The sequence below is a fragment of the Ferrimonas sp. genome, from assembly GCF_048263965.1.
In the GTDB taxonomy this organism is placed as follows: Bacteria; Pseudomonadota; Gammaproteobacteria; order Enterobacterales; family Shewanellaceae; genus Ferrimonas.
Genome location: NZ_JBLXDO010000008.1, coordinates 96,126 through 119,798 on the forward strand (window position 1 = coordinate 96,126; position 23,673 = coordinate 119,798).

Genomic DNA, 23,673 nt, shown 5'->3' on the forward strand with positions numbered 1-23,673 from the left:
TTATCTCCTTATCTGTGTGCCGATCACTTCCTGGCAATCAGTTGCGCCGTGAAGCGATGCGGTTGGCTGTGCTCCTTTTCAACGTAATGCAGAGTGGTCAGGGATGCAAAGTGTTGTTGCAGCTCGCCGGGCTTTAACAGGAAATCCGGGTTGCTGGGCTTGCCGATGCTGGCCTGTTGTTCCAGGAAGGTCTCGTACACCAGCAGGCCGCCCGGCATCAGCGCCTGCTCTATGGCACTCATCAGCGGGCGGTGCAGATAGTTGAACACTAAGATGGCGGCAAACTGCCTCTCTCCCAAGGGGGAGCACCCCGGTTGTTCCAGATCCTGCTGCCAGGTGACCAGATTCAATCGTTCATCAGCCGCAGCCTGTTGCAGCTGGCTCAGGGCGTCGCCATTGCGGTCGCAGCACCACAGGGGCAGGACTTGTCTGGCCAGGTAGAGGGCATTACGACCATGGCCACAGGCCAGGTCCAGTATGGGCCCTTGGGGAAGGGTATCGAACAGGGGCAGGTTGTCGGTAATCAGTGACGCCGGGGTCTGGGTGCAGGGCATGGGGCTCTCCTTGTCGAATCGCCCCCAGTATACCCTTAAAGGGGTTAGCCTGAAGCTTAGCCCTTGATCTCCTTGGGACCGTCGATGCGCTTGCGGTGCACCACGGAGTAGTGTCGCAGTCCGGCGGGGCCATGGGAGGTGACCACAGAGATCAGGGCCACCAGGCAGAACAGCGGTACCTTGAATTGGGGGAAGGGGTAGCACAGGGCCACCAGCACCACCTTGACCAGGGTCAGTACCCCTTTCATCTGAATCAGCCACAGGGGGGAGCGGATGATCTCCCAGGCCATCAGGATCAGCCCGGTGCTCATGGCCAGAATCCACCAGGGCAGCCACAGCGCCTTCTCCACCTCATAGAAGAAGCCACCACTGGCGCCGATGATCCCCAGCACATGCAGGGCGCGCAGGCTGGATTTACCCAGTCGCTGAATCCAGAACTGTTTCTCGGGGATGTGGGCGTGCTTCTTGGCCATGGGGGGATCCACTGGAAAAATTTGCCCAAGGGTATCACAGTGCTTTCGAAAGAGTGGACAGCCTTATCTCAAACACCCCCCGATGGCGTGATCCCCCGCACGTCGACAATAAATTCCTTAAATACCCGGAAACTGAATGAGATTTTTTTCTGTCCTATGGTTTACAGTTGAAATGAATCCGGGTAGGGAATCCGGCTGTATGGCGACGAAGAGGAGTGGAACATGATGAAGCGACTGATTCTGGGTGCATTGGTGATGAGCAGTGGCGTGTCCGCCATGCCCGGTATGGGCAATGGCATGCCGCAGAATGCCCCGGGAGCCAACCCCCATGGCGCCATGCCCCTGGAGACCGCCGAGCTGACCGGCGTTTTGACCAGCCAGCAACTGATCTTCGAGATGATCCCCATGGGCCGTGAATACCTGGCCTACCAGGTGGACCAGAGCGCCATGGCGCCGCTGAAGACTGTCTCCGAACCTGTGGAGATCCTGGCGGTGCTGGGCACCTGGGAGCCCACCAGTCAGAAGCAGGTGCCACGGATGATGAAGATCCTCAAGCTGGCGGAGAACGACAAGATCACTGCCCAGTATGTGGGGGTGGATAAGAAAGGCAGTGCCGGAGACAGCACGCTGCTGGAGGGAATACAGGTTTTGGCCTTCCCCACCTTCATCGTTCGACAGGGCGGCAAGGAGGTCGGGCGCATCGAAGGGGCCCCCAAGGGGGGATTGGAACAGGCCCTGGTCGATATCCTCAAGTAATCTTTTCGAAGCCGCCGCCAGGCGGCTTTTTCATGGAGCAGTCTTTGTCGCCGGCTTTGTGAAACAGCCTCAAGGTCAGCGGCCAGTGTACCCCCCTCGGTTGCATTGGATCGCCCCAGGCGCCGGCCAGTGCCTCCCAGATGGGGGCCAGCGCCGCCTCGTCATGTTGGCGCAGATAGCTTTGCAAGGCGGACCAGGTGCGCAGGTAGCCGATAAACTGATGCAGGCTCCAGTGGTGACTCAGTGTGGTCAGCTGGGGCGTCTGAGGTCGAAGCGGCAGACTGAGCCCAGTATAGCCCTGCTCCACCCAGCGCCGCTCCGGGGTCCAGAATGAACCGAGTACCTCTTCATACAGCTGGTGTACCGCCCTGTCCACGTCATTGTTGACGCTGCAGTTACCGTAACTCCATACCGCCAGTATGCCGTTGGGCTTCAACACCCGGGCAACCTCTGGCCCCAGTGACTTAAGGTTTAGCCAATGGAGTGCCTGGGCGATGGTGATGAGATCCACACAGCTGTCCCGCAGTGGCAGAGACTCCCCCAGGGCCACCAGGTAGCTCAGGTTGCTGGCCTGGCAACTGTGGCTCAGCTGATGAGGGCTGAGGTCAGCCCCCAGTACCTGAGTGAAATGACGCGCCAGACCGCCGGCAGACTGGCCCGAGCCTGTGGCCAAATCCAGCGCCAGGCAACGGGAGGGAGCCAGTTCGGCCAACTGCTCGAACAGAGCGGTGGGGTAGTGAGGGCGGAAGCTGGCGTACTCCCTGCTGTGTCCGGAGAACAGGTCCTTGGGTACCGGTGTTTTTTCCATAAAATTTCGTAATCAAAAATATTATCAAAGATAATTTTTACATCAGGGCTTGGCGACTAAACTCCTAGCTTCAGATGAATAGTAGTGGAGTCCAGAGATGCAGCTACAGCTTGAGAATAAGCGGGTTTTGGTAACAGGTTCAACCGCAGGTATTGGTCGGGCCATTGCCGAAGCCTACCTGGCCGAGGGGGCTGAGGTGATTATCCACGGTAGGGATCAGCAGAAGTGCGATCAGCTGGCGGTGGCGATCGCCGACAAGATGTCTGCAGCGGGCCGGGTGTTTGCTGTTGCCGGTGATCTCTCCGATGCCGCTCAGACCCAGGCTTTGCTGACTCAGTGCGACCAGCTTGGGGGCATCGACATCCTGGTGAACAACACCGGCATCTTCGAGGTGAAGGCGTTTGAAGCGATCAGTGACGAGGAGTGGCTGCACTACTTCAATGTCAACGTGATGAGTGCGGTGCGCCTCTCCCGAGCCCTGCTGCCCGTCATGCAGCAGCGTGGCTATGGCCGCATCATCAACATCTCCTCCGAGTGTGGCATCAAGCCACTGGGGCAGATGGTGCACTATTCGGTGACCAAGACCGCTTTGATTGCCCTGTCCCGCGGCCTGGCGGAGCTGACCAAGGGCCAGGACGTGACGGTGAACTCGGTGCTGCCGGGACCCACCTGGACCGAAGGGGTGGAGAACTATTTTGGCACCCTGTCTGAGTCCGAGGGCAAACCGGTTCAGGAGCTGACCGACAACTACTTCAGCGAGCATGAGCCCACCAGCCTGCTGCAGCGCTTTGTTCAGGTGGAGGAGGTGGCCAAGGCGACCGTATTCCTCTCCAGCAACAGAGCCATGAATGGCCAGGCCCTGAGGGTCGAGGGCGGTATCATCCGCGCCTTGTAAAGGGGGCGACGAGAAAAGAAAGGCGGCCAATGGCCGCCTTTTTATCAGCTGTTGCGCATCATGTTGCGCTGGGCGCTGCGTTGCTGGCGCATCTGGGCATCCCACTGCTCATAGAGATCGAGGATCTGGCTGGCGATCGCCTGATAGCCCTGTTGCAGAGGCGGCTCATACTCCTTGGTGGCGTAGTGGCGAGCCAACAGGCACACCAGGTGCTCTGTCTGGGTCAGCGGGCCCTGGTCCAGACTCTTAATCACCATCAACCTAAAGCCGATGCTGAGCATCTGCAGCAGTGAGCCCTCATCCAGTTCCTGCTCTCTCAGCAGGGCCGGGTCTTCCGCCAACACCAGGTTGGTGAGCAGGTTGACCACCTGATCCAGGGAGGTGGCGCCGTGGAACAGGTTGTGCACCAGGGGGTCGGAGGCGATATGGGATTGCAGGTCCTGAGCCAGATCGGCCACTTCCCAGCGACGACGACTGAAACTGCGAATGTCGGACATGATCTCTAAACCTTTGTCAGCATCTCTGTTGCGCCTAAGTGTACCCTTGCCTGTTGGGATTGTCTCACCCGTTACACTGGCTCATCACCGACGGTTGGAGCAATGACTCAATAACGGCTGACAAGGAGTGTTCTCTGCCGTAGTATTGGGTGAAAAGTGAGCGCTTAGGGATAAGGCTATGAAACGAGTGGTGTTTAACCAGAAGGGCGGTGTGGGGAAGTCCAGCATCAGTGTCAACCTGGCCGCGGTCAGTGCCGCCATGGGCTATAAAACGCTGTTGGTGGATCTGGATGTTCAGGGCAACGCCAGCCACTACCTTGGGGTGGAGGAAGCCAGCCTGCCCGCTGGCAAGACGGTGGCCGATCTGCTCAAGCAGACCGTGGGCTGGTTTGGCTCTCTGCCGGACCCGGATCAGTATGTGCACAGGACCGAGTTCGACAACCTCAGCCTGCTGCCCGCCAGCCCGGCCCTGGCCAGCCTGGAGCGGGAGCTGGAGATGCGCTACAAGATCTACAAACTCAGGGATGCCCTCAAGGCCCTGGAGAAGCAGTTCGACCGCATCTACATCGATACCCCGCCCAACTTCAACTTCTACTCCAAATCGGCCCTCATTGCCGCCGACCGGGTGGTGATTCCCTTTGACTGTGACGGTTTCTCCGCCCAGGCGATACACCGGCTGATGGACAACCTGCTGGAGCTGAAAAGCGATCACAATGGCAAGTTGATGGCAGAAGGGGTGGTGGTTAACCAGTTTAACGCCCAGGCACGCTTGCCTCAGCAACTGGTGGCGGAGCTGGAGGAGCAGGATGTGGTGCCCCTGTTTGGCACCCGGCTCTCCTCGTCGGTGAAGATGAAGGAATCCCATCAGGCCCAAACCCCGCTGATCCACCTGGCACCAGGGCACAAGCTGACCGGTCAGTTTGTTGAGCTGTTCCATGAGCTTGAGCCCGACTTCGCCCAGGTTTAGCCCCCTTTAGCTGCCGCCGCGCCAATCGGGGCGGCGGCCAGTTTCTCCCTCTTCCCCCGGGTGATTAACACAGTGATGCATGCGCGTCCGACTATATCCCTTCTGAATCATGAGCTTATAGAGCAAATGCTCCCCTTTACGTTTTTGCGCCAATGTTAATAAACGCGACCGGGATCACTCCTGGCTCTGGCATTATTGCAGCTGAAATGACTGTTTAGAATTCACTGATATAAGGCGTTTTTTTAACGGCATGGCCGCAGTGTGACCGGGATCTCGCAGAATATTATGCTGCTTTGGCCTTTTCTGGTCTTTCATGCAACAAAGGCGACTTAAAAAACACAAAAATAACTAGCAATGATAATGAAAATGGCTATCATTTGCGCCAGAGCCAAGTCCAAGAGGGCTTGAATCACAACAAAAAATTTCTGGAGCGATGATGACCTTTAAGTTGAAACCCATTGTAGCTGGTGTGGCTCTGGCCCTGACCGCCACCTCCTCCTTCGCCGCCGACTCCGTGCAGGAGCAGCTGAAAGCTCAGCAGGACCTGATCAAACAGCAGCAGGCTGCCATCGAGCAACTGAGCCGTCAGGTAAAGGAGAACCAGGAAGCGGTAGAAGCGGCCGTGGAAGCGGTAGAAACCGATTCCGGCAGCAGCGCCATGGATAAGGTTTCCATCGGTGGTTACGGTGAACTGCACTACAACAACCTGACCGGTGAGGGCGGTGCCAGCGACAAGAAGGCCATCGACTTCCACCGTTTCGTGCTGATGTTCGGCTATGAGTTTGCCGACAACATCCGCTTCTTCTCTGAGGTTGAGCTGGAGCACTCCCTGTCCGGTGACGGCAAGCCTGGTGAAGTAGAGCTGGAGCAGGCTTACATCGATTGGGATTTCTCCGACAACTGGACCTCCCGTTCCGGTCTGTTCCTGCTGCCCGTTGGCCTGCTGAACGAGACCCACGAGCCTGACACCTTCTACGGTGTTGAGCGTAACAACGTAGAGAAGTACATCCTGCCTACCACCTGGTGGGAAGCCGGTACCGGTGTTATCGGTCGTCTGGATAACGGTGTAACCGTTCAGGGCTTCGTACACAGCGGCCTGGAAACCAGCGCCGATTCCAAGTACTCCATCCGTTCCGGTCGTCAGAAAGTGGCCAAGGCCAACGCTGAAGATCTGGCGGCCACCATCGCCGTGTCCTACGCTGGTGTTCCCGGTCTGACCATCGGTGGTAGCTTCCAGTACCAGGGCGAAATCACCCAGTCCGCCGATGCCGACGCCGGCAGTGCCTACCTGGTTGAAGGTCACTTCGACTGGCAGTACGACGCCTTCGCCCTGCGCGGCCTGTACGCCATGTGGACCCTGGACGGTAACGGTCCTGAGTCCGTTGGCGCCGATGAGCAGACCGGTTGGTACCTGGAGCCTAGCTACAAGGTTACCGAGAAGCTGGGCGTATTCGCCCGCTACAGCACCTGGGACAACCAGGCTGGTGACAGCGCCGACAGCGCCAAGGCCCAGACCGACTTTGGTATCAACTACTGGCTGCACCCACGCGTTGTGTTCAAGGCTGACTACCAGATTCAGGACAACGACAGCGGCAAAGATCAGAAGGGCTTCAACCTGGGCGTAGGTTACTCTTTCTAAGATGCTGAAAAACTTCAAAGGGGGCCTAGGCCCCCTGTTTGCTATCTTGGCCCTGGTGCTGACCTTTAGTGCGAAAGCGGCCACCGAGTACCTGACTCAGGAGGCGTTCCTGGCTCAGGCGTTCGGCGACGGTCAGCCTCAGCAGGGGACGGTCTGGCTCAAGGGTGAACTCAAGAATCAGCTTAAGGCCCTGATTGGCGAACGCTATCCCAAGCTGCGGGTGCGTTACTGGCATGACCAGGGACGCACCGCCTGGGTGCTGGAGTCTGTGGGTAAGGATCAGCCCATCACCTTTGGCTATGTGGTGGAGAATGGCACCATCATTCAAGCCAGGGTGCTGATGTTCCGTGAACACCGGGGCTGGGAGATCCACCGCGACGCCTTCACCCGTCAATATCAGGGGGTGTCACTGGATGGTGATGCCTTGTCAGAGATCATCGATGGCATCAGCGGAGCGACATTGTCGGTGCACGCCATGAATCGAACCGCTAAAATGGCTCTTTTCCTGGCCGACCATGTGAAGTGATGAAAACCCGAACCCTCACCCGATGGCATAGCAGGATAGGTATCCTGGTGTGCGCCTGGATCCTGCTGTTGGCCTGCACTGGCTTGATACTGCAACACGGTCACCGGCTGGGGCTGGATAAACCCCTGCTCACCGGTGCCTTCTGGTATTCCCTGGCGGATCTGCCCCAGCCCACCGTCTCCGGTGCCGAGGAGCAGGGCCTGTATCAGGTGGATAACCGTCTGCTTTCCAGACAAGGTCATCTGGCGATGCTGGATGGCGAGGTTCAGGGAGTGGTAGTGGGTGAGGAGTCGATGCTGGTCAGTGACCAGGGGCAGCTGTGGCTGCTGACCCCGGAAGGGGAACTGGTGGACAGTGTCCCCCTCGAGGGGCTTGCCCTGGCGGGGACCTCGGCGGCGGGACTGCCTCTACTGAAAGGGCGTGAGGGGCGCCTCTGGCAACTGGACTGGTGGCTTGAAGCCAAGCCTGAACTTGCCGAAGCTACCCTGGTTCAGGGGCCGGTGAAGTTTACTCAGGCCAGCCTGCCCGGGGAGATAGAGGACAGCCACAGTGGGGTCAGTGTCGAGAGACTGATCCTGGCTCTGCACAGTGGCCGCATCTTCGGCCCTCTGGGCGAGTGGCTGATGAGCGCCGTGGCCCTGATGGCCATCGGCATCGCCTGCACCGGCTTTGTTATCTGGGGACGGCGTCGTTAGCGGGAAACAATCTCATGAAAAGAGGACGCCTTGGCGTCCTCTTTTTTTGTCACTCTGAAGTCGGGCGCTAGGCCTGCTCCGGGGTAAACAGCCGCTCCTCCAGGCTCAGGCCAATGGCCAGGCGTCGGTAGGGGATGCGGGCGGCCTTGAGGGCGGTGAGCAGCTCCAGATCGAAGTCCGGGTGGGTGGTCAGGTCGTAGCGCACCAGGTATTCATCCCGGTCACGTTTGGTCACCTGACGTACGCCGGCAATCTGGGTGAGCACCGACTGTTGATCTTCGATGCCGGGCGCCAGAGTGAGGGTGAGGGCCCCCTCCTGGCCAGCATCGTCTACCGCCACCTGGTTGCTGAGCCTGCCGTGATCGATGTGCAGCACGGTGTCGCACATCTTTTGCAGCTCCTCCAGGTTGTGGGAGCTGATGATGAAGCGGCACTGGCCGCGCAGGCGGTTGACCAGTTCTCGTACCGCCCGGGCGTTGGCGGGATCCAGGCCGGCGGTGGGCTCATCCAGCAGCACCAACTCCGGCTGACCGATCAGCGCCTGGGCGATGGTTACCCGTTTGCGCATGCCGTGACTCAGGGACTGGGGCAGGCTGTTGAAGGTCTCCGACAGCTGCACCAGCTCCAGCACCCGTCGCGCTTCCTCCTTGGGCTTGGGAATTCCCTGGAGGGCGGCGTAGTGGGACAGCTGGATGCCGACACTGAACCCCGGATCCAACTGGGCGTCCTGGGGCAGGGCACCGATGCGCCCCAGCAGGGCGCTGCCGCCTGGGGCCTCTCCCAATACCCGGATCTCGCCCTTGCTGGGCCTCAGGTAGCCGCAGATGAGGGACATCAGGGTGGTCTTGCCGGCGCCATTGGGGCCGACCAGGGCGATGCTGCCGCTGGCAGCCAGGTTCAGGTCCACCCCGTCCAGGGCGATTTTGCTGCCATAGCTCTTGGTCAGCCCCCTGGCTTCAATCATCAGGTTCATAGGGCGCTCCTTACCAGGGTCACTCGGGCCAGGGCCATCATCACCAGGGTCTGGGCCAGGGGCAGCCAGCTGGTGGTGAGGGCGCCGGTTGGGGTCATTACCATCAGGTCCTTGATCTGGCCTCCGGGGATCAGCAGCAACAGCTGTTCAAACGGCTGCCAGGCCATGGAGAGCAGGCCGATGGCCAGGGGCGTCATAAGCCAGAATAGGGTGGCCAGTACCACCGCCTGACGGCCGGACTTGGCCAGCAGGGAGAGCAGGGCCATGGTAGCGGTAAAGGGCAGCAGCACCAGCATCAGGTTGAGGGTGACCAGGGCGCTCTGTCCCAGTACCGGCATCAGCGGCGCCCCTTTATACAGTGCCAGCCCCAGGGTGCCGGCCAAGGAAGCGAGCACCATCATCAGCTGGATCGCCAGCATCCCAAGGAAGCGCCCCAGCAGCAGGCTGTCACGGCTGACCCTCAGGGTCAGAAACCTCAGGGTGCCCCGCTGCAGATCCGAGGCCATCTGATCCGCCGCCAGGCCGATGGTGGCCATGGGGTAGAGCACCAGAGCGGCGACCCAGAACACCGCCAGTTCGGGGCTGGACCAGAGATAGAGGGTACTCAGGCCATCCGGGGAGAGGGAGATAAAGAACTCCCTCATGTCGTCCCTGCGCATCAGGTCGGCCGCGCCCAGGATGGGGTAGCGCAGCAGCAGGCCCCACACCAGGGCGAAGGCCAGCAGCCAAAGGGCGCCGCGGCGGGTGGCAAACAGCCGCCTCAGCTCGAAGACGGCGGTGAGCCGCAAATGGGTCAGGGACACAGGGTTCCTCCGTAGTTACTGTCGGCCGTCTTGAGCACGGCGCTTCTTGAATTCAGACTCTTCCAGCCACTTGGGCCAGTCGCCATTGTTGGCCAGTTGGGCGGCAATGATCGCCATCAGGGAGAGGTCCTGCTGCATCCCCTCCAGGGTCCACTCCGGGTTATAGTCGTCCCCCGGCTTGTGGTACCTGTGGGGGATGTAATCCGGGTCATTGTCTCCCAGGCTCATAAACAGCAGGCCGGGCACGCCGACCTTGGCCATGGCGAAGTGGTCGCTGCGATAGAGCAGGCCCGCCTGTGGGCGGGGGTCTGGCTTGACCTTACGCCCTTGGCTGGCGGCGGCCTCCTGCAGGTAACCCTCCAGCTCAGACACCCCATCGCCGTAGCGCAGGATGTAGTCCAGGGCGTTATCGACGTTCATGCCGTCGATGTTGAGGAAGGCGACAATCTGGCTGCTGGGCACCGTGGGGTGGGCGGCGAAGTGACTGGCACCAATCAGGCCGGTCTCCTCGGCGGTAAAGCTGCTGAACAGGATGCTGCGCTTGAAGGGGCTTTGGCGGTTTTGTTTGCTCAGTACCCGGGCCAGTTCAATGACCCCGGCCACTCCGGTGGCGTTGTCGATGGCGCCGTTGTAGATGTGACCCTCGGTTTCATTGGTGCCCAGGTGGTCCCAGTGGGCGTGGATCATCACCACCTCCTCCGGGGTCTCGCTGCCGGGGAGCAGCCCCAGAACGTTGTGGGACTCAGCCATATGGGTGCTGTTGTCGAATTTGAGGCTGGCCTTGCCCGGCAGGGGCACGGCCTTGAACCCGGGTTTGGCCGCTGCGTCGGACAGGGCGGCCATATCCAGCTTGGCTTGGGTGAACAGCTTCTGGGCGGCGCTCTGGTGCAACCAGCCCATCACCGGCAAGTCGCCGGCGTTGTTGTTGTCATCCACCAGGGTGTACTTGCTGCCGGTGTTGGAGTTCTCCACCACGCCCCAGGCGTAGCCGGCGGCGTCGGTCTGGTGGATGATCAGGGCGGCGGCGGCGCCCTGGCGGGCCGCTTCCTCATATTTGTAGGTCCAGCGGCCATAGTAGGTCATGGCGTTGCCCTTGAAATGGGCGGGGTCCTGGGTGGCAAAGCCGGGATCGTTCACCAGCATCACCACGGTCTTGCCTTTGACGTCCAGTCCGTCGTAGTCATTCCAGCCATATTCCGGGGCGTTGATGCCATAGCCGACAAACACCATGGGCGAGTCGTTCAGTTCGATGCGTGGGGTGATCTGCTGGGTACGGGCGGTGAATTCACTGCCGTTGGTCAGGGTGAGATCCCCCAGGGTCAGGGTCATCGCCTGATCGGCGGTAACCTTGGCCAGGGGCACAGGTTGCAGATAGCTGTCACCATTGCCCGGTGTCAGCCCCAGCTTGGCAAACTCCTTGGCGATGTAGTCGATGCTCAGGGTCTCTCCCTGGGTCAGGGGACCGCGTCCGCCGTACTGGTCTGAGGCGAGGGTTTTGATGTGGCTACGCAGCTGCTGCTTATCAAACTCCGGGTCTGCTGCCGTTGCAGCGGTGCTGATGCCCAGGGTCAGCGCCAGGGCCGCCCAGGACTTTGTGGGGAACGCAAACATCCTGTGTCCTTCTTTTATGTTGATTTCTTTATTTGTTTTAATCGGTCAACACTAACACAGGGTGGGGATAAGGCACAGAGGGGAGGGCGGGCGCCCTCCCCGAAGGGTTACTCGGATGCCAGGCCGTCCAGTCCGATGACACCGATGTCGATGCCGGGAGTGGCGAGACCGGTGACGTTGTCAGGGTCGTCCACGGCGATGGCGGTGTAGCGCATGCCCGCTTCGAAGGTGAGGGCCGCCGGTCCTACCGCGATGGTGGCCGCATCCCCTGCCGGGGTGATCATCAGGTTGTAGGTGCCCGGAGGAATGCCGAGGATGCCGGATTCCGCCAGGTAGGGCACATCAGACAGCTTGATGTCGCCCTCGTCCGGGGTGGTGTCGGCACTCAGGTAGATGTCGACGTTACCGGCGGACTGACTGCCGTGCTGGACACGCAACCTGGACTCGGTGGCGATGCTGCGCAGATCTTCTTCCAGGGCCCACAGGGTGGGGGCACCCATGGCGTCGATGACGGCGGTGGCACTGTAGGCTCGACCGGGCATCAGGGTCAGGGCGGGGATGTCGATCACCACGTCCGTGGTGGCATTGAGGGCAACCTGAATCCGATAGTCGCCTGAGGCCAGGTCAAGGTAACCCTGGGCCGGGGTGGTATTGGCGAAGGTCAGGTTGTACAGGGGGGAACCCATCTCCGGGGCCGAACCGTTCACCCAGATGTCCACACCGCCGACGGCGCTGATGCCGTGAGTGGCGCGCAGGCCACTGCCCAAGTTGGCATCCTGAATGATTGCCGCGTCATTGCCGTTGTCATCGGCGGCATTGTCTGCCACCAGCAGATTGACCGGGGCCGCACCGCTCTGGGTGTTGGCCACTGCGGCGATGAAGAGGTCTGCCGGGTCGGTCAGGGGCAGGGCGCCGCTGTCGTAAGCCACGATGGACGCATCATCGGGGTCAGTCAGGCGGACGCGGTAGGTGCCGGTATCCACCATCACCGGGGTCTCGGTGAATTCGCCGAAGTCGAGTTCGGTGAGTTCGGTGGCGGCGCTGAGCTCATCGTCAGGTCCGGTGAGGTGAACCCCCACATTGCCTACCGCCGGTGCGGCGTGGGCCACCTGCAGTCTCAACATGGTGGCATCCTCGGTGAGCAGATTCCGAGGGACAACCACTGGGGCAAATGGGGTGGGGCCGCTGCCTGCCAGCAGGCTGGCCACCAGGCCGGTGGCGGTGATGTTGTATTCGATGTCCGGATCCAGGGTCAGGGTCGCATCGAAGACGGTGGCCGTTGTGCCGTCCGCCAGAATGCCCTCTACCTGGATGCGGTGGCTGCCGGAGGGCAGGGCCAGCAGGGCGGAGGCTTGTTGATAATCCACCTCGGACAGCACGGTGGCTTCGTCCACCAGGACATTGACCTTGGGCGCATCCGGCGAGGCGTGGATGACGCGCACATAACTCATGGTCAGCTCTGGCGGTGGGACAACGACCGGATCGTCATCGTCGTCATCACAACCGGTCAGAATCAGGGCCGAGGCGGCCAGAATTGCGGATAGGGGTAAGAGTTTCATCATGGTGCTCCATCAGGAATAAGCCTGGAAAATTACGGAGCAACGCGTTGGGGTGATCACAGAATTAACTGATTTTTGATCACTCTTTTTGAAAGGAGATGAACACCTCGGCCACAGTGACGCCAAACTTATTGATCTTGGCGCGATTGAGCAGGTGCCGATTATCCACCAGCACCATCAGATCGTCGAAGCTGACCTGCCACTCGCCATCGTCGGTGACCAGCACCATCTCATACTGCCACCTGAGCAGAGGACCGTAACGTTCTCCGGAGGCGGTGCCTATGATGTCGTCCGCTTCACCGGTGTAGCTGTCAGGACCGGTGCGGCGGATGCGCCACTGCCGAAACTGGGTCTCGCCATCGTTGTAGAGGAAGTACTCATCCAGCACCCCCTCGCCGTCCTGCCAGCGGCCCTCCAATTCGACGGTAAAGCGTCGAACTATCTCGCCGCTGAAGTTGGTCACCATGCCTTGGGCGCTGACCTTGCCGTCAAAGAACCTCTCCAGCTCCAGGATGGGCTGTCGCGACTTGATGGCGCTGTAATCGGCACTGCACCCAACAACCAGGGTCAGCAGCAGGGCTAACAGGTTTCGCATCCTAGTCTCCTTTGGCCAACAGCCTCTGAGTGAATCTGGGGTAAGCACTTTGCTCTGACAACCAGATGGCAAGAAACTGGCTGTTTCCTTTGGATGGGGGCAGGGAGCAAAGAAGTTCGCCGTTAAACACGATCTCTGCGTGGCTGCCCGCGGTCAGTCTGAAGCTCAGGTTGTCTCCGTCACTGACGTCAGGCATACAGGGAGCGACCTGCTCTAGCCAGGTCAGGCTGTCATCATCTTTGAAATTCAGGCGCTGCCACTGCTCCCTGGTGGCGTCCATCAGGGCGGATGAGTCGATGTCTCGGTGATAGGTGAGGCTGAGGGTCAGTGGCGCCTCGATGGCGGTAAACTGTCCCTCGGGGGCATAGAGTCGGGCGGTGTAGATGTCCCAGAACAGCACCCGAAGTTTGCTCTCCCCTACCAGAGGCAGGGCGAGGGCCGAAGGGCTGCCAAGCAGCAGGATCATCAACAAGAGAGAGAATGTTTTCATGGCTTGGTTCCCACGAATTTTATCACCAGCATCAACAGCCCCCACCACAGGGTGAAGCCGATCCACAGGGCGATGGAGGGGGAGGACATGGTGGCGGCGCCGAGTCCGGCGGCAGCCAGATAGCTAAGGGGACCCGCAGTGGCCCCCAGCAGAAACAGGGCGAAGGAGGGCAATGTCAGGCAGTTGACCAGCATCAGTAGGTAGCGAGCACAGGCCAGCCACAACAACATCAGCCACAGGGGGACAACGAACAACCCGGGGAGGGTGTCATGGGGGATAAACAGGCCGGACTGAATCCACAGTGCATCGACGGCACATCCCAGCAGGGCCGTCATCAGGGCCAGAAACCACAGTCTCTTGGGCCAGGGCGACGCCAGAGACCATAGCGCCAAGGCGGTCAGTTGCATCGCAACATGGGGCGACAGAATCGAACCAAACCAAAACAGTTGAAACACTGTGCTGTCCAGCAACAACTGTCTGGTTTGAGGTGCCAGCTTGTTCCAGGTAAAAGGAATGCCGTTCATTGTCAGTTCCTCCAAGAACCTTCAATTACGTACCAGCCAGGTTCCGGGATCACCGGGTGAACTGATGGCCGTAATCCGTCGTATCAAATGGCATCGAATCCAGCCAAGTGACAGACTGATGCGACTTCCCCTATTCCCTCTAAACGCCCATGTATTTCCCGAAGGGCGCCTGGCTCTGAGGATTTTCGAGGCCAGATACCTGCGCATGGTGCGTGAGCGAGCTGGTCACGCCCCCTGCTTTGCCATGGGCATGCTCGAGAAATCTGCTGACGGCAAAAGTCAGGTGCTCGCAGTTGCTACCTTGGTGAAGATGGTGGACTTTGACCAACTTGAGGACGGTCTGCTGGGAATCACCGTAGAAGGGGTGTCTCTGGCCCGGGTCGGTGAGGTGGAGATCGATGAAGACGGCTTGCGCTGGGCGGACTGCAACGCCTTTGAGCTGTGGCCAGAGGAGAAGATTGCCGAGGATGCCCGCATTCAGCAGGCTCTAGGCCGGCTCCTTACCGAATACCCGGAGATCGGCGAGCTCTACCCTGAACCCGGACTCGACTCCCTCAGGTGGAGCCTGCAACGCTGGTTGGAGCTATTGCCCATCGAGGCTTCGGCCAAGGCCACCCTGCTGACCCAGCCCTCCTCCTCTATGGCGGTTAGCCTAATTCATTCTATTCTTGATAAAAGTGATCCACAGTAGTGGCGTTGCCGTATGACTTCGTCTGGAGGCGATCTGGGACGCACGATGCACCCGCCGCCGAGTCGCTACGGGGACCACCTATGAGAGTTGTACCGACGCCATCGAGCAAGAGGGATTCAGAGACTTCCATGACTGTGTCCGCCTCTCAGGACGACCTGAACCAACGCTTGGCTCAGGCCATGACACGTGTGGCCAACAACAGAGACAAGCAAGCTTATGCGGAACTGTTTCGGCACTTCGCCAGCCGCGTTCACGCTTTTTGTTTCACTCGCCTGGGCGATGATCAGACTGCCCGTGAAGTCGCGCAGGACACGCTGCTGGCGGTGTGGCAGAAGGCTTCCAGCTTCGATCTGGACAAGGGAAACGTATCCACCTGGATCTATACCATCGCCCGCAATCGGTGCTTTGACCTGGGCCGACAAAAACTGTCCCGCCCGACTCTGGTCAGCGCCGATGAGTTGTACCTGGAGCCGACTCCGGTTGAGGACAGCAGCGACCTTCTGGTGCAGAGCGAAGCGGAGAAGCGGCGGCTCAATGAGCTGATCGCCCGACTTCCTGAGAATCAGCGTCAAGTGGTGTCTCTGGTCTATCTCAAAGAGATGAGTCATCAGGCGGTGGCCGAACACCTGAATCTTCCCGTCGGGACAGTGAAAAGCCGGCTGAGACTGGCCATGGAGAAACTTTCGATGCGTCTAAACAAGGGGGCACTGGGCTATGAGTGACCGTCATCATCCAACCGCTATGGAACTAGAACAGTTCGCTTCCGGTGAACTGGACGATGTGCTCGCCATTATGGTGTCCGTACACCTTGGCCAGTGTCGCCGTTGTCGGAACCGGGTTGAATTGGTGCAGCAGCAGCAGGCCGAGCAACTCTCTGCTTTGAGTCCTCCCTCTGACTTCGGTGACGATGAGTTGGCCAGGATGCTGAACAGGCTGGAGGACGCACCCGTGGTGGCGCCCCAGGCACCTCAACCAACTGAGATGGAGTTTCAGGGACGCCGCATTACCCTGCCTCCCGCCCTGTCCGGCCTGGTGGATCGTGCCGGCCCCTGGAGCCGGGTGGTGAACCGGCTCTGGAGTGCGCCAATCCAAGACCATCAACGTGCCTATCAGTTGAACTTCATCTACATGGAACCAGGGGGGAGCATCGCCGCACACACTCACAAAGGCAAGGAGTGGACCCTGGTCCTGGACGGCGCCTTCAGTGATGATTCCGGAGATTATGGCCCCGGAGACCTGGTGCACTGCTCCGAGTCCAATGAACACAGCCCCAGGTCTGAGAAGGGATGTCTGTGCCTGGCGGTGATCGATGCCCCACTGCACTTTACCTCTGGTCTGGCGCGGGCTCTGAACCCATTCAGTCAGCTGTTTTTTAAGACAGGAGGCTGACCTCAAGCCAAACAAAACTGAATACAGTCTGAATAACCGAACGATTTCAGCACACTGGTGGAACCGCCCTGACCCCTGATAACTCTGAAGAATCAGGAGAAGGGGCGGTTTTTGTGATCTGGTCGATCTTGAAAACCCCCTTCGTCACCCAGAGAGTAGGAGCAGGGCCGCTATCAGAGCGGTCCGGTTTCTGGAAAAGGAGACTGAATGGGCAAGTTTTTAAAAACGGCGCTGATGTTGTTCATGGTGGGGCAGGCCCCGGTCCAGGCAGCGACTCAGCTATCCCTTGATACATCTCTAGACAAGCTCCCCGGACTGGAGCGCTCCAACAAGGCAGAAAAGGGCCTGCCGGGTCTGATGGCCATCGAAAGCCAGGATTCAGCATCGGTTGTTCAGCCGACCTCAGACTTCGAAAACCTTTATCTTCGCGCGCAGCATGCTCAGAACGAGCTGGCCATGCTGACCCACCGCGTGGCCTATCTATCCTCCACCCAAGCCGATGTCCCCGCCGTAAAAGGCCGTGAGCGCGCGTTGGCAAAGCTGGAGGGCAAACTGGATGGCGATGTGACACTGCTGACGGATCTGGCCCGCACCACCTTGGTGGCGGATGACGTGGAGGGCCTGCTCAGGGCCTACCATGAGCTGGATCGCCAGGGAGAGGTTGTCAGAGTGAAAAACCGCTTTCTCACCCCTAAAGCCAATGGCTATCGGGATCTGAACCTGCTGGTTCGGTTGCCTGAAAGCCTGATGGTGGCAGAGGTGCAGATCCACCTGCGTCCTTTCGCCGAGATTAAGAACGGCCCGGAACACGATCTGTACCAGCAGATCCAGGAGCTGGAGCGCCAGGCACTGGTGCAACAGCGCCCTTTGAGTGAGTTTGAACAAGCCAGGGTGGAGCGACTGCGTCATCAATCGACGCTGCTCTATCAGCAGGCCTGGGAGGCGATCTCAACCCCCGGCAGGGTCAGGTACGGTTAACCACTAAGGGCGGAGTCTTCTCCGCCCTTTTTTTGTGCTTGCTGGGACGCAGGAATCAGTTCAGGTCGCCATCCTGCCAGTAGCGGCTGCCGTTGATGTTGGCATCCAGCAACAGCCCCTTCTCATTGAGGACATATAGGGCAACGCCTTGTGGAAAGACTGGCCAAACTTGGCGGATTCGTTCCAGGCCAGGATGCCCGCCTCGGCGCCGCCGCTCCAACCATCGTTGACGAACTTGTCAAAACTGGCTTCATCCTCGAACAGCATCACCTGCTGGTAGAATTTGGCCCCAAAGCCCAGGGCCAGACCGCCCCCCAACATGTTCATGTAGGTGCGTTTGCCTCTTGCCCGGTTAACGGCAACACCAGAGCCGCCATTGGTGTGCAGCAGCAGGGAAAACTGTCTGGAATCAAATACCGCATAGCCGTAGGCATCGTCGTACAGGGGTTTGACCTGAGGATGCTCGGTAAGCAGTTTGACCAGGGTCACCTCGGACAGGGTGTTCAGGGCGTCCCTGGCCTCCTGGGGGCTGTCGGGCTCCACCATCTCCTCCAGCTTGGTTTCCCCCTGGTGGTACCAGGTCTTTCCCTTCTCCAAGGCGTCGTCACTCCACTGGCCGGCACTGTCCAGGGCGCCCTCTGCCCAGGCGGAGGAGGCATCCCAGGTGTCCTGGCTCCACTCCTTGGTGGCGCTCCAGGCGTCCTGGCTCACCTCGGCGGTGCTGTCCCAAGCCTCCTGGCTCACTTCCGAGGCTCTTTCGCCCAACTCCCTGGCCTTGGCTTTCAGCTCATCCCAGCCTGCCTGGGCCGGAATGCTCAGGGCGGCGGCCAGCGCCAGCAGAAGTGCCTGTTTTTTCATGGTGCTCTACTCCAATAATCCTCTTCGGCGCCAGTATATCAGCGTCGGATGAAAAAGAGGTGGACGAGGCGGTTTCCGTGACAGAACCAGACCACAGAGCCCGATGTGATGGGCTTCACCTGGCGCCGCGGCCTGAGCTGGGGTGCCAGATCTGTCGCTGAGATCAGCTGAGGGGCTCGGTGGCCAGGTGTTTTTCCAGCTCCTGGCGAACGGCTAAGGGCATGGTGGCCTTGCGATTGTTGTGGAAGTCATACACCACCACATCGGCGCTGCCTATGGAGGTGACCGCCTGTTGGCTCTGGCTGAACACCTGATACTCCATGGTGAACCTGTCATCACTCAGTTCGGTGATGCGGGTGCCCACCAGCACCGAGTCGGGGAAGAGCAGGGGACGCTTAAAGCGGCAGCGGGTCTCCGCCAGTATGGGACCGATGCCGGAGCGCTTGAGCTCCTCCATCAGGCCAATCTGATGGAAGAAGTCGATGCGGGCGGTCTCGAAATAGCGGAAGTAGACCACGTTGTTCACGTGCTGAAGGGCATCCATCTCACCCCAGGCAACCTGGATAGGGGTGTGGATGGGAAAGGATTGGGTGAAGCTGTCCATGATAAATTCAAACATCCGTTTAGATCGGGTGTTTTAACTTAGCAAGGGGCGGGGGCAAAAACAAACGGGCCACCCTGAGGTGACCCGTTATTGAGTTAGGCCGCTTCCGCGGACTGTTCCTCTTCAACGGGTTCGTCACCGGCCAGTTCATCGACGATGGCGGCGCAGACCGCATCACCGGTGATGTTCAGCGCAGTGCGGATCATGTCGAAGATGCGGTCCAGAGCGAACAGCAGTGGCAGACCCTCGATGGGGATGCCTGCAGCCAGCAGTACGGCAACCACCAGGAAGGAGGGACCAGGCACACCGGCCTGACCCACGGCGCCCAGGGTGGCGGTCAGGATGATGGCCACGTAGGCGCCCAGTCCCAGGTCGACCTGAAACGCCTGGGCAAAGAAGACCGCCACCAGGCCATAGTAGATGGCGTTGCCGCTCATGTTGATGGTGGCGCCCAATGGCAGCACGAAACTGGCGGTGGAGTTGCGAATGCCCAGCTCCTTTTCACACACATCCATGGTCACCGGCAGGGTTGCCATGGAGGAGGCGGTGGAGAGCGCCACAGCCTGAGGCTTCTTCATCGAGGAGACAAACTTGCTGACCGGGATGCGGGTCAGTGTCTTGATCATCGCCGGGTAGAACAGGAAGCCGTAGATGAGAATGGTGGCCAGGTAGACCAGGAACAGATTCATTACGGTGCTCAGGGCTGCAAAACCAAAGGTGCCTACGGCTTCGGCCATCAGGCCGAATACGCCGATGGGGGCGACCTTCATCACCACATTGATCATCCAGACAAAGGCATCCACTACGGTGTTGATGCCGTCGATCAGAGGCTTGGAACGGCTGGCTTCCACCTTGGAGAGGCCGATGCCGAAGAACAGGCAGAACACCAGAATCTGCAGGATGTTGCCATCATGCAGCGAGGTGAACACATTGGTGGGGATCATGCCGGTGATGGTGGCCCAGAAGGTGGGCAGTTGGCCCTTATCCGCCAGGTTGCCATCGTACATGGCATCGACGGAGGAGAAGTCGATGCCGATGCCGGGCTGGAAGATCTCACCCATGGCCAGGGCCAGGGCGACGGCGACGGCGGAGGTCAGCCCGAAAAAGCCCAGGGTGGTGAGACCGACACGGCCGGCGGCATGACTGTTGCCCAGACCGGCGGCGCCACTGATGATGGCCACGGCCACCAGGGGAATCACCAGCATCTTGATCAGGTGGATGAAGATGCTGCCCAGGGGGGCGAATGCCGCGGCATCCTCTCCCATAAGAATACCGACCAGGGTGCCGACGATCATGGCAATGATCACCTGAACACCTATGTTGCTCAGCAGGCTCGTTTTCTTTTGCACAGGTAACGCCTTTGTTAAGAGGTTGTTGATCTAAAAACTAACTAATTCAATGAGCTATGACTCTTGCTCGGTCACTTATTCGAATATGCCGCATGGTTTTACTCCCTTTAAATCCTCATTTCAAACCCGGAAAGGGCTAATTGCGACCTGGTCATAACTAAGGCGATGAAATCCCGACTGATGTTTATTTTTGGGCCCCAATCTGTGCTCTGTCCCGGTGTTAATAAAGGGGGTGAGTCATGTGTCCGGCCTGGGTGTTACCTGTTGTCGAGTTTGGGGTGTTTCTGCTTGGTGATGAAATGGAATGCGTTGTGGGTCGGTCTGCTTGGGCTGACGATAACCAGACAAGAGACCCAGCGTGGAACTGATACGCCACCTTCGCCGAGCCAACCTGAGTGAGGCCGCTCTGATTCGCTATTTGGTCGCCGGTCAGGGGCTGATCAAGTATCTGGCGATGTTTTCCGTGGCTCTCTATCTGTTTGCCCACCTGGGCCGGGGGGCTGGGGTGGATAGGTTTTCTCAAATTTCATCCCTATGAAGCTCAGGGCATCGTGGATCTGATGGAGTCGAACTGGCTGTTCAGCTGGACCTATCTTATCTGGGACGTGCAGGGGGCCTCCAACTTCATTGGTGTGGTGGAGCTGGTGTTTATGGCGGGGATTGCTGCCTTTCCCTTCAGTATCACCCTAGGACGCCTCGGCGCACTGGGGATCGCCCTGACCGCGTTCGGTACCCTGAGTTTTCTCATTTCTCTACCGGGGTGGAGTGGGGATGCCTATTTTCCTCTGCTCAACAGCAGCGGTGTCTTTATCATCAAGGATCAACTTCTTCTGGCCGCTGCGGCCATTCTTTGGCACAGGCACTCAAGTTGCGAAGTTGCTAAATAAGCTTTAGCTAATATAATGTGGGTTCACTCATGGAATGAATCCACAGGAGATTAGGGATGAAAAACGCAGTGGCCATTGGTCTGATGTCGCTATTGAGCTTGGGGGCCTGGGCAGCGGATACCGATGAGATGAGACAGGAGGGGCTGTCCCTCATCAAGCAGTTTGGCAGCACCCTGAAGCCGAGTCTCAAGGCGGCCATGCAGTCTGGCGGCCCGGTGGCGGCGGTGGAGGTGTGCGCCAGCCAGGCGCCAATGATTGCCGCCCAGCTGGCGAGCCAGAGCGGCTGGCAGTTGAGCCGGGTCAGCCTCAAGCCAAGAAACGCTAAGATGGCCCAGGCGGATCTGTGGGAAGCCCAGGTGCTGGCGGAGTTTGAGCAGAGGTTGCTGGCAGGCGCTGCGCCCAAGAGTCTGGTGACTGAGCGGCATCAACCGGAGGAGTTCCGGCTGATGAAGGGCATTGTCATCGAAAAGGTCTGTCTGCAGTGTCACGGTCAGCAGCTGGCTCCAGAGGTACAGCAAGCGATCGCGGAACACTATCCTTCCGATCAGGCCACCGGTTATGAGCTTGGACAGCTGCGGGGTGCTTTCAGCGTTCGCCGTAGCTTATAGTCATCCGCTCATCGGGGTCAGAGACTGACCCCGGTGCGTCTTTCGGTGGGATCAGCGGGTTTCCACCTCGGCGATCTCCACTTTCAACTGATAGACCTCTCGCTGCTCCACCTCCATGCGCAGGTCCAGACCCTCTTCACTGGCTCCGGGTCGCAGGTAGGTGTCTGCCATCCGCTTGATGGAGCGCCACATCGGCAGAGTGTCTTGGCCCAGAATCTGACCAAACTCATCCATGACGGTGACGTGCACATCCACCTCGATGATCGCCTCGCGACCCTGGTTGGTGACCGCAGTGGGGATGATCAGCTCACCCCCTTCATAGCGGGCGCGGCCCAGCAGGGCATCCACAGCGTAATCGGACAGCTGCATTACATCCTTGGCTTCGCCGGGACGGACGATGACACCACTGGACAGCGGCTTTTTCGGCATCGCCTTTGTCTTGGGTTGGGCAGCCGCCTTGGGCAGGGCAGGAACAGCGGTGGCGGCCACGGGCGCCTGAGGCTTGGCAGGCAGCTGCTGGGCCTCGGCAGCGTCATCGGCCTTGGGGGCTTCGGGCGCCAGATACTGCCAGGTAAAATCGTCATGGAGTATCACCTTGCGGCCATCCTCCAGGGTAACCACCTGGTCGGCGGCCTGAACGGAAAAGCCCATCATCAGTGCCAACATGGCGGCAAAGGGTTTGATTGACATAGCGTTAGTCCTATTCCTCGCATTCAGGGCAGACTACCAGAAATCCCCGGAGGATGCTTCAGTCCCGGCGGCGGCGATAGTGGTGCTTGGTGATGGCCCCCAGCAGCACCTCACTGTTCAGGAGTTCAAACCACAGCGGCCGGGTAAGGTCGCCAAACAGAGGGGTACCTCCGCCGAGCAGGACCGGCAGCTGGCTGACGATTATCTCGTCGATGAGATCCGCCTCGAGGAAGCTCTGGATGGTCTGTCCTCCGTCGATGTAGAGCCGCTGAAACCCTTTGTCATTCAGTTTGCGGGTCACCTCCTGGGGTGAGCCCTGGATCAGAGCCGCTTTCTCCTGCAGTGAGTCGGGGAGGGTCGTCAGGGTTCGGCTTAACACAAACACCGGTTTGCTGTAGGGCCACTCTCCGCCGAAACCGCACACGGTTTCGAAGGTGTTACGCCCCATCACCAGGGCATCCACCGATGCCATAAATTCGGCGAAACCAAAGTCTTCCTCCTCCGGATTGGGCAGGGAGGTCAGCCACTCCAGCCCGCCGTTGCTGTCGGCGATGTAGTTGTCCAGACTGGTGCCGATGTACAGGATGTTGCTCATGTTATCTCCTGTTATCCGAGTGTTGCTTGGCATCCACAGGGTAATATTCTACACTGTAGAAATACTGTTTTTCAGACTAGCTGGAGAGAGTTTTGACTGTCAAGGAGAAACGTCGCGGCCGACCACAGGGGGGGGCGACCCTGTCACGGGAGCGTATCTTGGAGGTGGCCGGCGAACTGCTGGGTCAGGAGGGCAAGGTGCCGAGTTTAAGGAAGCTGGCGACGGAGCTGGGGGTGGATGTGATGGCCCTATACCATTACTTTCCCAACAAGGGCGCCCTGCTCGAATCCCTGTGTTGCCAACTGGTGGCGGGGATCTACTGCCCACAGGAGGGCCAGCCCTGGCGACAGGAGTTGGCACGGCTGAGCCAGAGTTATCTCTCCCTGCTGCGCCGTCATGGCGGTTTGCTGGAAACCCTGCTGGGGATGTCGTCCTCGGGCCCGGCCCAGGTGTTTATGGCACGCTTTGACCAGGCGGTGGCCCCCCTGAACCTGAATGAGGCACAGCGAGGCCATGCCATGGCGCTGCTGGTGGATTACCTCCACGGCTTTGCCCTGGCGATTCACTGCAACAGCTGCGGTGGCCTGGAGGATGACACCCACCTGCAGGGGCCCCTGAACTTCTATCTGGATGCACTGGAGGCCAGAGTCTGAAAAAAA

At 59.5% G+C, this 23,673-nt stretch carries 30 protein-coding genes; 14 read left to right on the forward strand and 16 right to left on the reverse strand.

The genetic code is table 11. The features are described 5' to 3' along the window. Positions 1–23: 23 nt before the first annotated feature. The gene (locus ACN0RV_RS09400) at positions 24–554 is read right to left on the reverse strand and encodes a methyltransferase domain-containing protein (RefSeq protein ID WP_417347361.1); all 531 of its coding nucleotides are present in this window, start codon (positions 552–554) and stop codon (positions 24–26) included. Positions 555–610: 56 nt separating this feature from the next. After that, positions 611–1,027, reverse strand: a complete 417-nt coding sequence (locus ACN0RV_RS09405; RefSeq protein ID WP_028108734.1) for a hypothetical protein — start codon at positions 1,025–1,027, stop codon at positions 611–613. A gap of 222 nt (positions 1,028–1,249) precedes the next feature. Here ACN0RV_RS09405 and ACN0RV_RS09410 point away from each other — a divergent pair, with 222 nt between their 5' ends. Next, complete coding sequence (locus ACN0RV_RS09410) at positions 1,250–1,783, forward strand: thioredoxin family protein (RefSeq protein ID WP_417347362.1); 534 nt, start codon at positions 1,250–1,252, stop codon at positions 1,781–1,783. Here ACN0RV_RS09410 and ACN0RV_RS09415 read toward each other — a convergent pair. Next, positions 1,776–2,591, reverse strand: a complete 816-nt coding sequence (locus ACN0RV_RS09415) for a class I SAM-dependent methyltransferase (protein ID WP_417347363.1) — start codon at positions 2,589–2,591, stop codon at positions 1,776–1,778. The two genes, ACN0RV_RS09410 and ACN0RV_RS09415, sit on opposite strands and share 8 nt — an antisense overlap. Before the next feature lie 97 nt (positions 2,592–2,688). Here ACN0RV_RS09415 and ACN0RV_RS09420 point away from each other — a divergent pair, with 97 nt between their 5' ends. Next, a complete protein-coding gene (locus ACN0RV_RS09420; RefSeq protein WP_417347364.1) occupies positions 2,689–3,486 on the forward strand; it encodes an SDR family NAD(P)-dependent oxidoreductase in 798 nt (265 codons plus the stop codon). Positions 3,487–3,530: 44 nt separating this feature from the next. Here ACN0RV_RS09420 and ACN0RV_RS09425 read toward each other — a convergent pair whose 3' ends face one another. Next, the gene (locus tag ACN0RV_RS09425; RefSeq protein ID WP_417347365.1) at positions 3,531–3,983 is read right to left on the reverse strand and encodes a hypothetical protein; all 453 of its coding nucleotides are present in this window, start codon (positions 3,981–3,983) and stop codon (positions 3,531–3,533) included. A 178-nt stretch (positions 3,984–4,161) separates the two neighbouring features. Between ACN0RV_RS09425 and ACN0RV_RS09430 the strand changes: the two genes are divergently transcribed. The 4 genes from ACN0RV_RS09430 to ACN0RV_RS09445 all read left to right on the forward strand — a co-directional run bounded on the left by ACN0RV_RS09430 (position 4,162) and on the right by ACN0RV_RS09445 (position 7,810). Continuing rightward, positions 4,162–4,950 carry a ParA family protein gene (locus tag ACN0RV_RS09430; RefSeq protein WP_417347366.1) on the forward strand — a complete coding sequence of 263 codons (789 nt, stop codon included), beginning with the start codon at positions 4,162–4,164 and terminating at the stop codon, positions 4,948–4,950. Positions 4,951–5,386: 436 nt separating this feature from the next. Next, on the forward strand, positions 5,387–6,589 hold the full coding sequence (locus ACN0RV_RS09435) for a porin (protein WP_417347367.1): 1,203 nt from the start codon (positions 5,387–5,389) through the stop codon (positions 6,587–6,589). A gap of 1 nt (position 6,590) precedes the next feature. Continuing rightward, positions 6,591–7,115 carry an FMN-binding protein gene (locus ACN0RV_RS09440; protein WP_417347368.1) on the forward strand — a complete coding sequence of 175 codons (525 nt, stop codon included), beginning with the start codon at positions 6,591–6,593 and terminating at the stop codon, positions 7,113–7,115. Beyond that, positions 7,115–7,810 (forward strand): PepSY-associated TM helix domain-containing protein, encoded by a 696-nt coding sequence (locus ACN0RV_RS09445; RefSeq protein WP_417347369.1) that lies wholly within the window; start codon positions 7,115–7,117, stop codon positions 7,808–7,810. Before ACN0RV_RS09440 ends, ACN0RV_RS09445 begins: the two co-directional genes overlap by 1 nt. 67 nt (positions 7,811–7,877) lie before the next feature. Here the strand turns inward: ACN0RV_RS09445 and ACN0RV_RS09450 are convergent, their stop codons facing one another. The 7 genes from ACN0RV_RS09450 to ACN0RV_RS09480 all read right to left on the reverse strand — a co-directional run bounded on the left by ACN0RV_RS09450 (position 7,878) and on the right by ACN0RV_RS09480 (position 14,365). Then, a complete protein-coding gene (locus ACN0RV_RS09450; protein WP_417347370.1) occupies positions 7,878–8,783 on the reverse strand; it encodes an ABC transporter ATP-binding protein in 906 nt (301 codons plus the stop codon). Continuing rightward, positions 8,780–9,586, reverse strand: a complete 807-nt coding sequence (locus ACN0RV_RS09455; RefSeq protein WP_417347371.1) for an ABC transporter permease — start codon at positions 9,584–9,586, stop codon at positions 8,780–8,782. Before ACN0RV_RS09455 ends, ACN0RV_RS09450 begins: the two co-directional genes overlap by 4 nt. Positions 9,587–9,601: 15 nt before the next feature. Next, on the reverse strand, positions 9,602–11,197 hold the full coding sequence (locus ACN0RV_RS09460; RefSeq protein WP_417347372.1) for a M28 family peptidase: 1,596 nt from the start codon (positions 11,195–11,197) through the stop codon (positions 9,602–9,604). 107 nt (positions 11,198–11,304) lie between these two features. Next, positions 11,305–12,756, reverse strand: a complete 1,452-nt coding sequence (locus ACN0RV_RS09465) for a DUF4397 domain-containing protein (RefSeq protein ID WP_417347373.1) — start codon at positions 12,754–12,756, stop codon at positions 11,305–11,307. A 79-nt stretch (positions 12,757–12,835) separates the two neighbouring features. After that, on the reverse strand, positions 12,836–13,351 hold the full coding sequence (locus ACN0RV_RS09470) for a DUF3833 domain-containing protein (RefSeq protein ID WP_417347374.1): 516 nt from the start codon (positions 13,349–13,351) through the stop codon (positions 12,836–12,838). 1 nt (position 13,352) lies between these two features. Further along, positions 13,353–13,841 carry a chalcone isomerase family protein gene (locus ACN0RV_RS09475; RefSeq protein ID WP_417347375.1) on the reverse strand — a complete coding sequence of 163 codons (489 nt, stop codon included), beginning with the start codon at positions 13,839–13,841 and terminating at the stop codon, positions 13,353–13,355. Next, on the reverse strand, positions 13,838–14,365 hold the full coding sequence (locus tag ACN0RV_RS09480) for a DUF2878 family protein (protein WP_417347376.1): 528 nt from the start codon (positions 14,363–14,365) through the stop codon (positions 13,838–13,840). The genes ACN0RV_RS09475 and ACN0RV_RS09480 overlap by 4 nt, the downstream gene beginning before the upstream one ends. A gap of 118 nt (positions 14,366–14,483) precedes the next feature. Between ACN0RV_RS09480 and ACN0RV_RS09485 the strand changes: the two genes are divergently transcribed. From ACN0RV_RS09485 to ACN0RV_RS09500, 4 genes are all read left to right on the forward strand, one after another. Then, positions 14,484–15,056 carry an LON peptidase substrate-binding domain-containing protein gene (locus ACN0RV_RS09485; RefSeq protein ID WP_417347377.1) on the forward strand — a complete coding sequence of 191 codons (573 nt, stop codon included), beginning with the start codon at positions 14,484–14,486 and terminating at the stop codon, positions 15,054–15,056. A 128-nt stretch (positions 15,057–15,184) separates the two neighbouring features. Continuing rightward, entirely contained in the window at positions 15,185–15,778 is a 594-nt protein-coding gene (locus ACN0RV_RS09490; protein WP_417347378.1) for a sigma-70 family RNA polymerase sigma factor, read from the forward strand. Further along, the gene (locus ACN0RV_RS09495) at positions 15,771–16,445 is read left to right on the forward strand and encodes a ChrR family anti-sigma-E factor (protein WP_417347379.1); all 675 of its coding nucleotides are present in this window, start codon (positions 15,771–15,773) and stop codon (positions 16,443–16,445) included. Before ACN0RV_RS09490 ends, ACN0RV_RS09495 begins: the two co-directional genes overlap by 8 nt. Before the next feature lie 207 nt (positions 16,446–16,652). Further along, positions 16,653–17,423 (forward strand): hypothetical protein, encoded by a 771-nt coding sequence (locus ACN0RV_RS09500; RefSeq protein WP_417347380.1) that lies wholly within the window; start codon positions 16,653–16,655, stop codon positions 17,421–17,423. Between the two features lie 60 nt (positions 17,424–17,483). Here the strand turns inward: ACN0RV_RS09500 and ACN0RV_RS09505 are convergent, their stop codons facing one another. The 3 genes from ACN0RV_RS09505 to ACN0RV_RS09515 form a co-directional block, all read right to left on the reverse strand. Next, positions 17,484–18,281 carry a hypothetical protein gene (locus tag ACN0RV_RS09505; RefSeq protein ID WP_417347381.1) on the reverse strand — a complete coding sequence of 266 codons (798 nt, stop codon included), beginning with the start codon at positions 18,279–18,281 and terminating at the stop codon, positions 17,484–17,486. 163 nt (positions 18,282–18,444) lie between these two features. Further along, complete coding sequence (locus ACN0RV_RS09510) at positions 18,445–18,900, reverse strand: acyl-CoA thioesterase (protein WP_417347382.1); 456 nt, start codon at positions 18,898–18,900, stop codon at positions 18,445–18,447. A gap of 80 nt (positions 18,901–18,980) precedes the next feature. Then, a complete protein-coding gene (locus ACN0RV_RS09515; protein WP_417347383.1) occupies positions 18,981–20,234 on the reverse strand; it encodes a dicarboxylate/amino acid:cation symporter in 1,254 nt (417 codons plus the stop codon). Between the two features lie 358 nt (positions 20,235–20,592). On the opposite strand from ACN0RV_RS09515, the gene ACN0RV_RS09520 reads away from it, so the two are divergent. Genes ACN0RV_RS09520 through ACN0RV_RS09530 form a run of 3 tightly spaced genes read left to right on the forward strand, consistent with a single transcriptional unit; the run spans position 20,593 to position 21,729 of the window. After that, a complete protein-coding gene (locus ACN0RV_RS09520; RefSeq protein ID WP_417347384.1) occupies positions 20,593–20,772 on the forward strand; it encodes a hypothetical protein in 180 nt (59 codons plus the stop codon). Between the two features lie 22 nt (positions 20,773–20,794). Then, positions 20,795–21,121, forward strand: a complete 327-nt coding sequence (locus tag ACN0RV_RS09525) for a DUF417 family protein (protein WP_417347385.1) — start codon at positions 20,795–20,797, stop codon at positions 21,119–21,121. A 56-nt stretch (positions 21,122–21,177) separates the two neighbouring features. Further along, positions 21,178–21,729, forward strand: a complete 552-nt coding sequence (locus tag ACN0RV_RS09530) for a Tll0287-like domain-containing protein (RefSeq protein ID WP_417347386.1) — start codon at positions 21,178–21,180, stop codon at positions 21,727–21,729. 51 nt (positions 21,730–21,780) lie between these two features. On the opposite strand, the gene ACN0RV_RS09535 is transcribed toward ACN0RV_RS09530, so the two are convergent. Further along, complete coding sequence (locus tag ACN0RV_RS09535; RefSeq protein WP_417347387.1) at positions 21,781–22,419, reverse strand: DUF3157 family protein; 639 nt, start codon at positions 22,417–22,419, stop codon at positions 21,781–21,783. 58 nt (positions 22,420–22,477) lie between these two features. Next, complete coding sequence (locus ACN0RV_RS09540; RefSeq protein ID WP_417347388.1) at positions 22,478–23,014, reverse strand: dihydrofolate reductase family protein; 537 nt, start codon at positions 23,012–23,014, stop codon at positions 22,478–22,480. Positions 23,015–23,106: 92 nt separating this feature from the next. Between ACN0RV_RS09540 and ACN0RV_RS09545 the strand changes: the two genes are divergently transcribed. Continuing rightward, positions 23,107–23,667, forward strand: coding sequence for a TetR/AcrR family transcriptional regulator (locus ACN0RV_RS09545; RefSeq protein ID WP_417347389.1), 561 nt, complete (start codon positions 23,107–23,109; stop codon positions 23,665–23,667). The last annotated feature ends 6 nt before the right edge of the window (positions 23,668–23,673 follow it).

Bases quoted from the DNA above. Each gene is read 5' to 3' on its own strand.
- ACN0RV_RS09450 (WP_417347370.1), bottom strand. From the start codon at position 8,783: ATGAACCTGATGATTGAAGCCAGGGGGCTGACCAAGAGCTATGGCAGC.
- ACN0RV_RS09430 (WP_417347366.1), top strand. From the start codon at position 4,162: ATGAAACGAGTGGTGTTTAACCAGAAGGGCGGTGTGGGGAAGTCCAGC.
- ACN0RV_RS09425 (WP_417347365.1), bottom strand. From the start codon at position 3,983: ATGTCCGACATTCGCAGTTTCAGTCGTCGTCGCTGGGAAGTGGCCGAT.
- ACN0RV_RS09420 (WP_417347364.1), top strand. From the start codon at position 2,689: ATGCAGCTACAGCTTGAGAATAAGCGGGTTTTGGTAACAGGTTCAACC.
- ACN0RV_RS09465 (WP_417347373.1), bottom strand. From the start codon at position 12,756: ATGAAACTCTTACCCCTATCCGCAATTCTGGCCGCCTCGGCCCTGATT.
- ACN0RV_RS09530 (WP_417347386.1), top strand. From the start codon at position 21,178: ATGAAAAACGCAGTGGCCATTGGTCTGATGTCGCTATTGAGCTTGGGG.
- ACN0RV_RS09495 (WP_417347379.1), top strand. From the start codon at position 15,771: ATGAGTGACCGTCATCATCCAACCGCTATGGAACTAGAACAGTTCGCT.
- ACN0RV_RS09435 (WP_417347367.1), top strand. From the start codon at position 5,387: ATGACCTTTAAGTTGAAACCCATTGTAGCTGGTGTGGCTCTGGCCCTG.
- ACN0RV_RS09485 (WP_417347377.1), top strand. From the start codon at position 14,484: ATGCGACTTCCCCTATTCCCTCTAAACGCCCATGTATTTCCCGAAGGG.
- ACN0RV_RS09490 (WP_417347378.1), top strand. From the start codon at position 15,185: ATGACTGTGTCCGCCTCTCAGGACGACCTGAACCAACGCTTGGCTCAG.
- ACN0RV_RS09410 (WP_417347362.1), top strand. From the start codon at position 1,250: ATGATGAAGCGACTGATTCTGGGTGCATTGGTGATGAGCAGTGGCGTG.
- ACN0RV_RS09440 (WP_417347368.1), top strand. From the start codon at position 6,591: ATGCTGAAAAACTTCAAAGGGGGCCTAGGCCCCCTGTTTGCTATCTTG.
- ACN0RV_RS09500 (WP_417347380.1), top strand. From the start codon at position 16,653: ATGGGCAAGTTTTTAAAAACGGCGCTGATGTTGTTCATGGTGGGGCAG.
- ACN0RV_RS09505 (WP_417347381.1), bottom strand. From the start codon at position 18,281: ATGAAAAAACAGGCACTTCTGCTGGCGCTGGCCGCCGCCCTGAGCATT.
- ACN0RV_RS09475 (WP_417347375.1), bottom strand. From the start codon at position 13,841: ATGAAAACATTCTCTCTCTTGTTGATGATCCTGCTGCTTGGCAGCCCT.
- ACN0RV_RS09415 (WP_417347363.1), bottom strand. From the start codon at position 2,591: ATGGAAAAAACACCGGTACCCAAGGACCTGTTCTCCGGACACAGCAGG.
- ACN0RV_RS09535 (WP_417347387.1), bottom strand. From the start codon at position 22,419: ATGTCAATCAAACCCTTTGCCGCCATGTTGGCACTGATGATGGGCTTT.
- ACN0RV_RS09460 (WP_417347372.1), bottom strand. From the start codon at position 11,197: ATGTTTGCGTTCCCCACAAAGTCCTGGGCGGCCCTGGCGCTGACCCTG.
- ACN0RV_RS09525 (WP_417347385.1), top strand. From the start codon at position 20,795: ATGGAGTCGAACTGGCTGTTCAGCTGGACCTATCTTATCTGGGACGTG.
- ACN0RV_RS09445 (WP_417347369.1), top strand. From the start codon at position 7,115: ATGAAAACCCGAACCCTCACCCGATGGCATAGCAGGATAGGTATCCTG.
- ACN0RV_RS09400 (WP_417347361.1), bottom strand. From the start codon at position 554: ATGCCCTGCACCCAGACCCCGGCGTCACTGATTACCGACAACCTGCCC.
- ACN0RV_RS09510 (WP_417347382.1), bottom strand. From the start codon at position 18,900: ATGTTTGAATTTATCATGGACAGCTTCACCCAATCCTTTCCCATCCAC.
- ACN0RV_RS09470 (WP_417347374.1), bottom strand. From the start codon at position 13,351: ATGCGAAACCTGTTAGCCCTGCTGCTGACCCTGGTTGTTGGGTGCAGT.
- ACN0RV_RS09480 (WP_417347376.1), bottom strand. From the start codon at position 14,365: ATGAACGGCATTCCTTTTACCTGGAACAAGCTGGCACCTCAAACCAGA.
- ACN0RV_RS09540 (WP_417347388.1), bottom strand. From the start codon at position 23,014: ATGAGCAACATCCTGTACATCGGCACCAGTCTGGACAACTACATCGCC.
- ACN0RV_RS09405 (WP_028108734.1), bottom strand. From the start codon at position 1,027: ATGGCCAAGAAGCACGCCCACATCCCCGAGAAACAGTTCTGGATTCAG.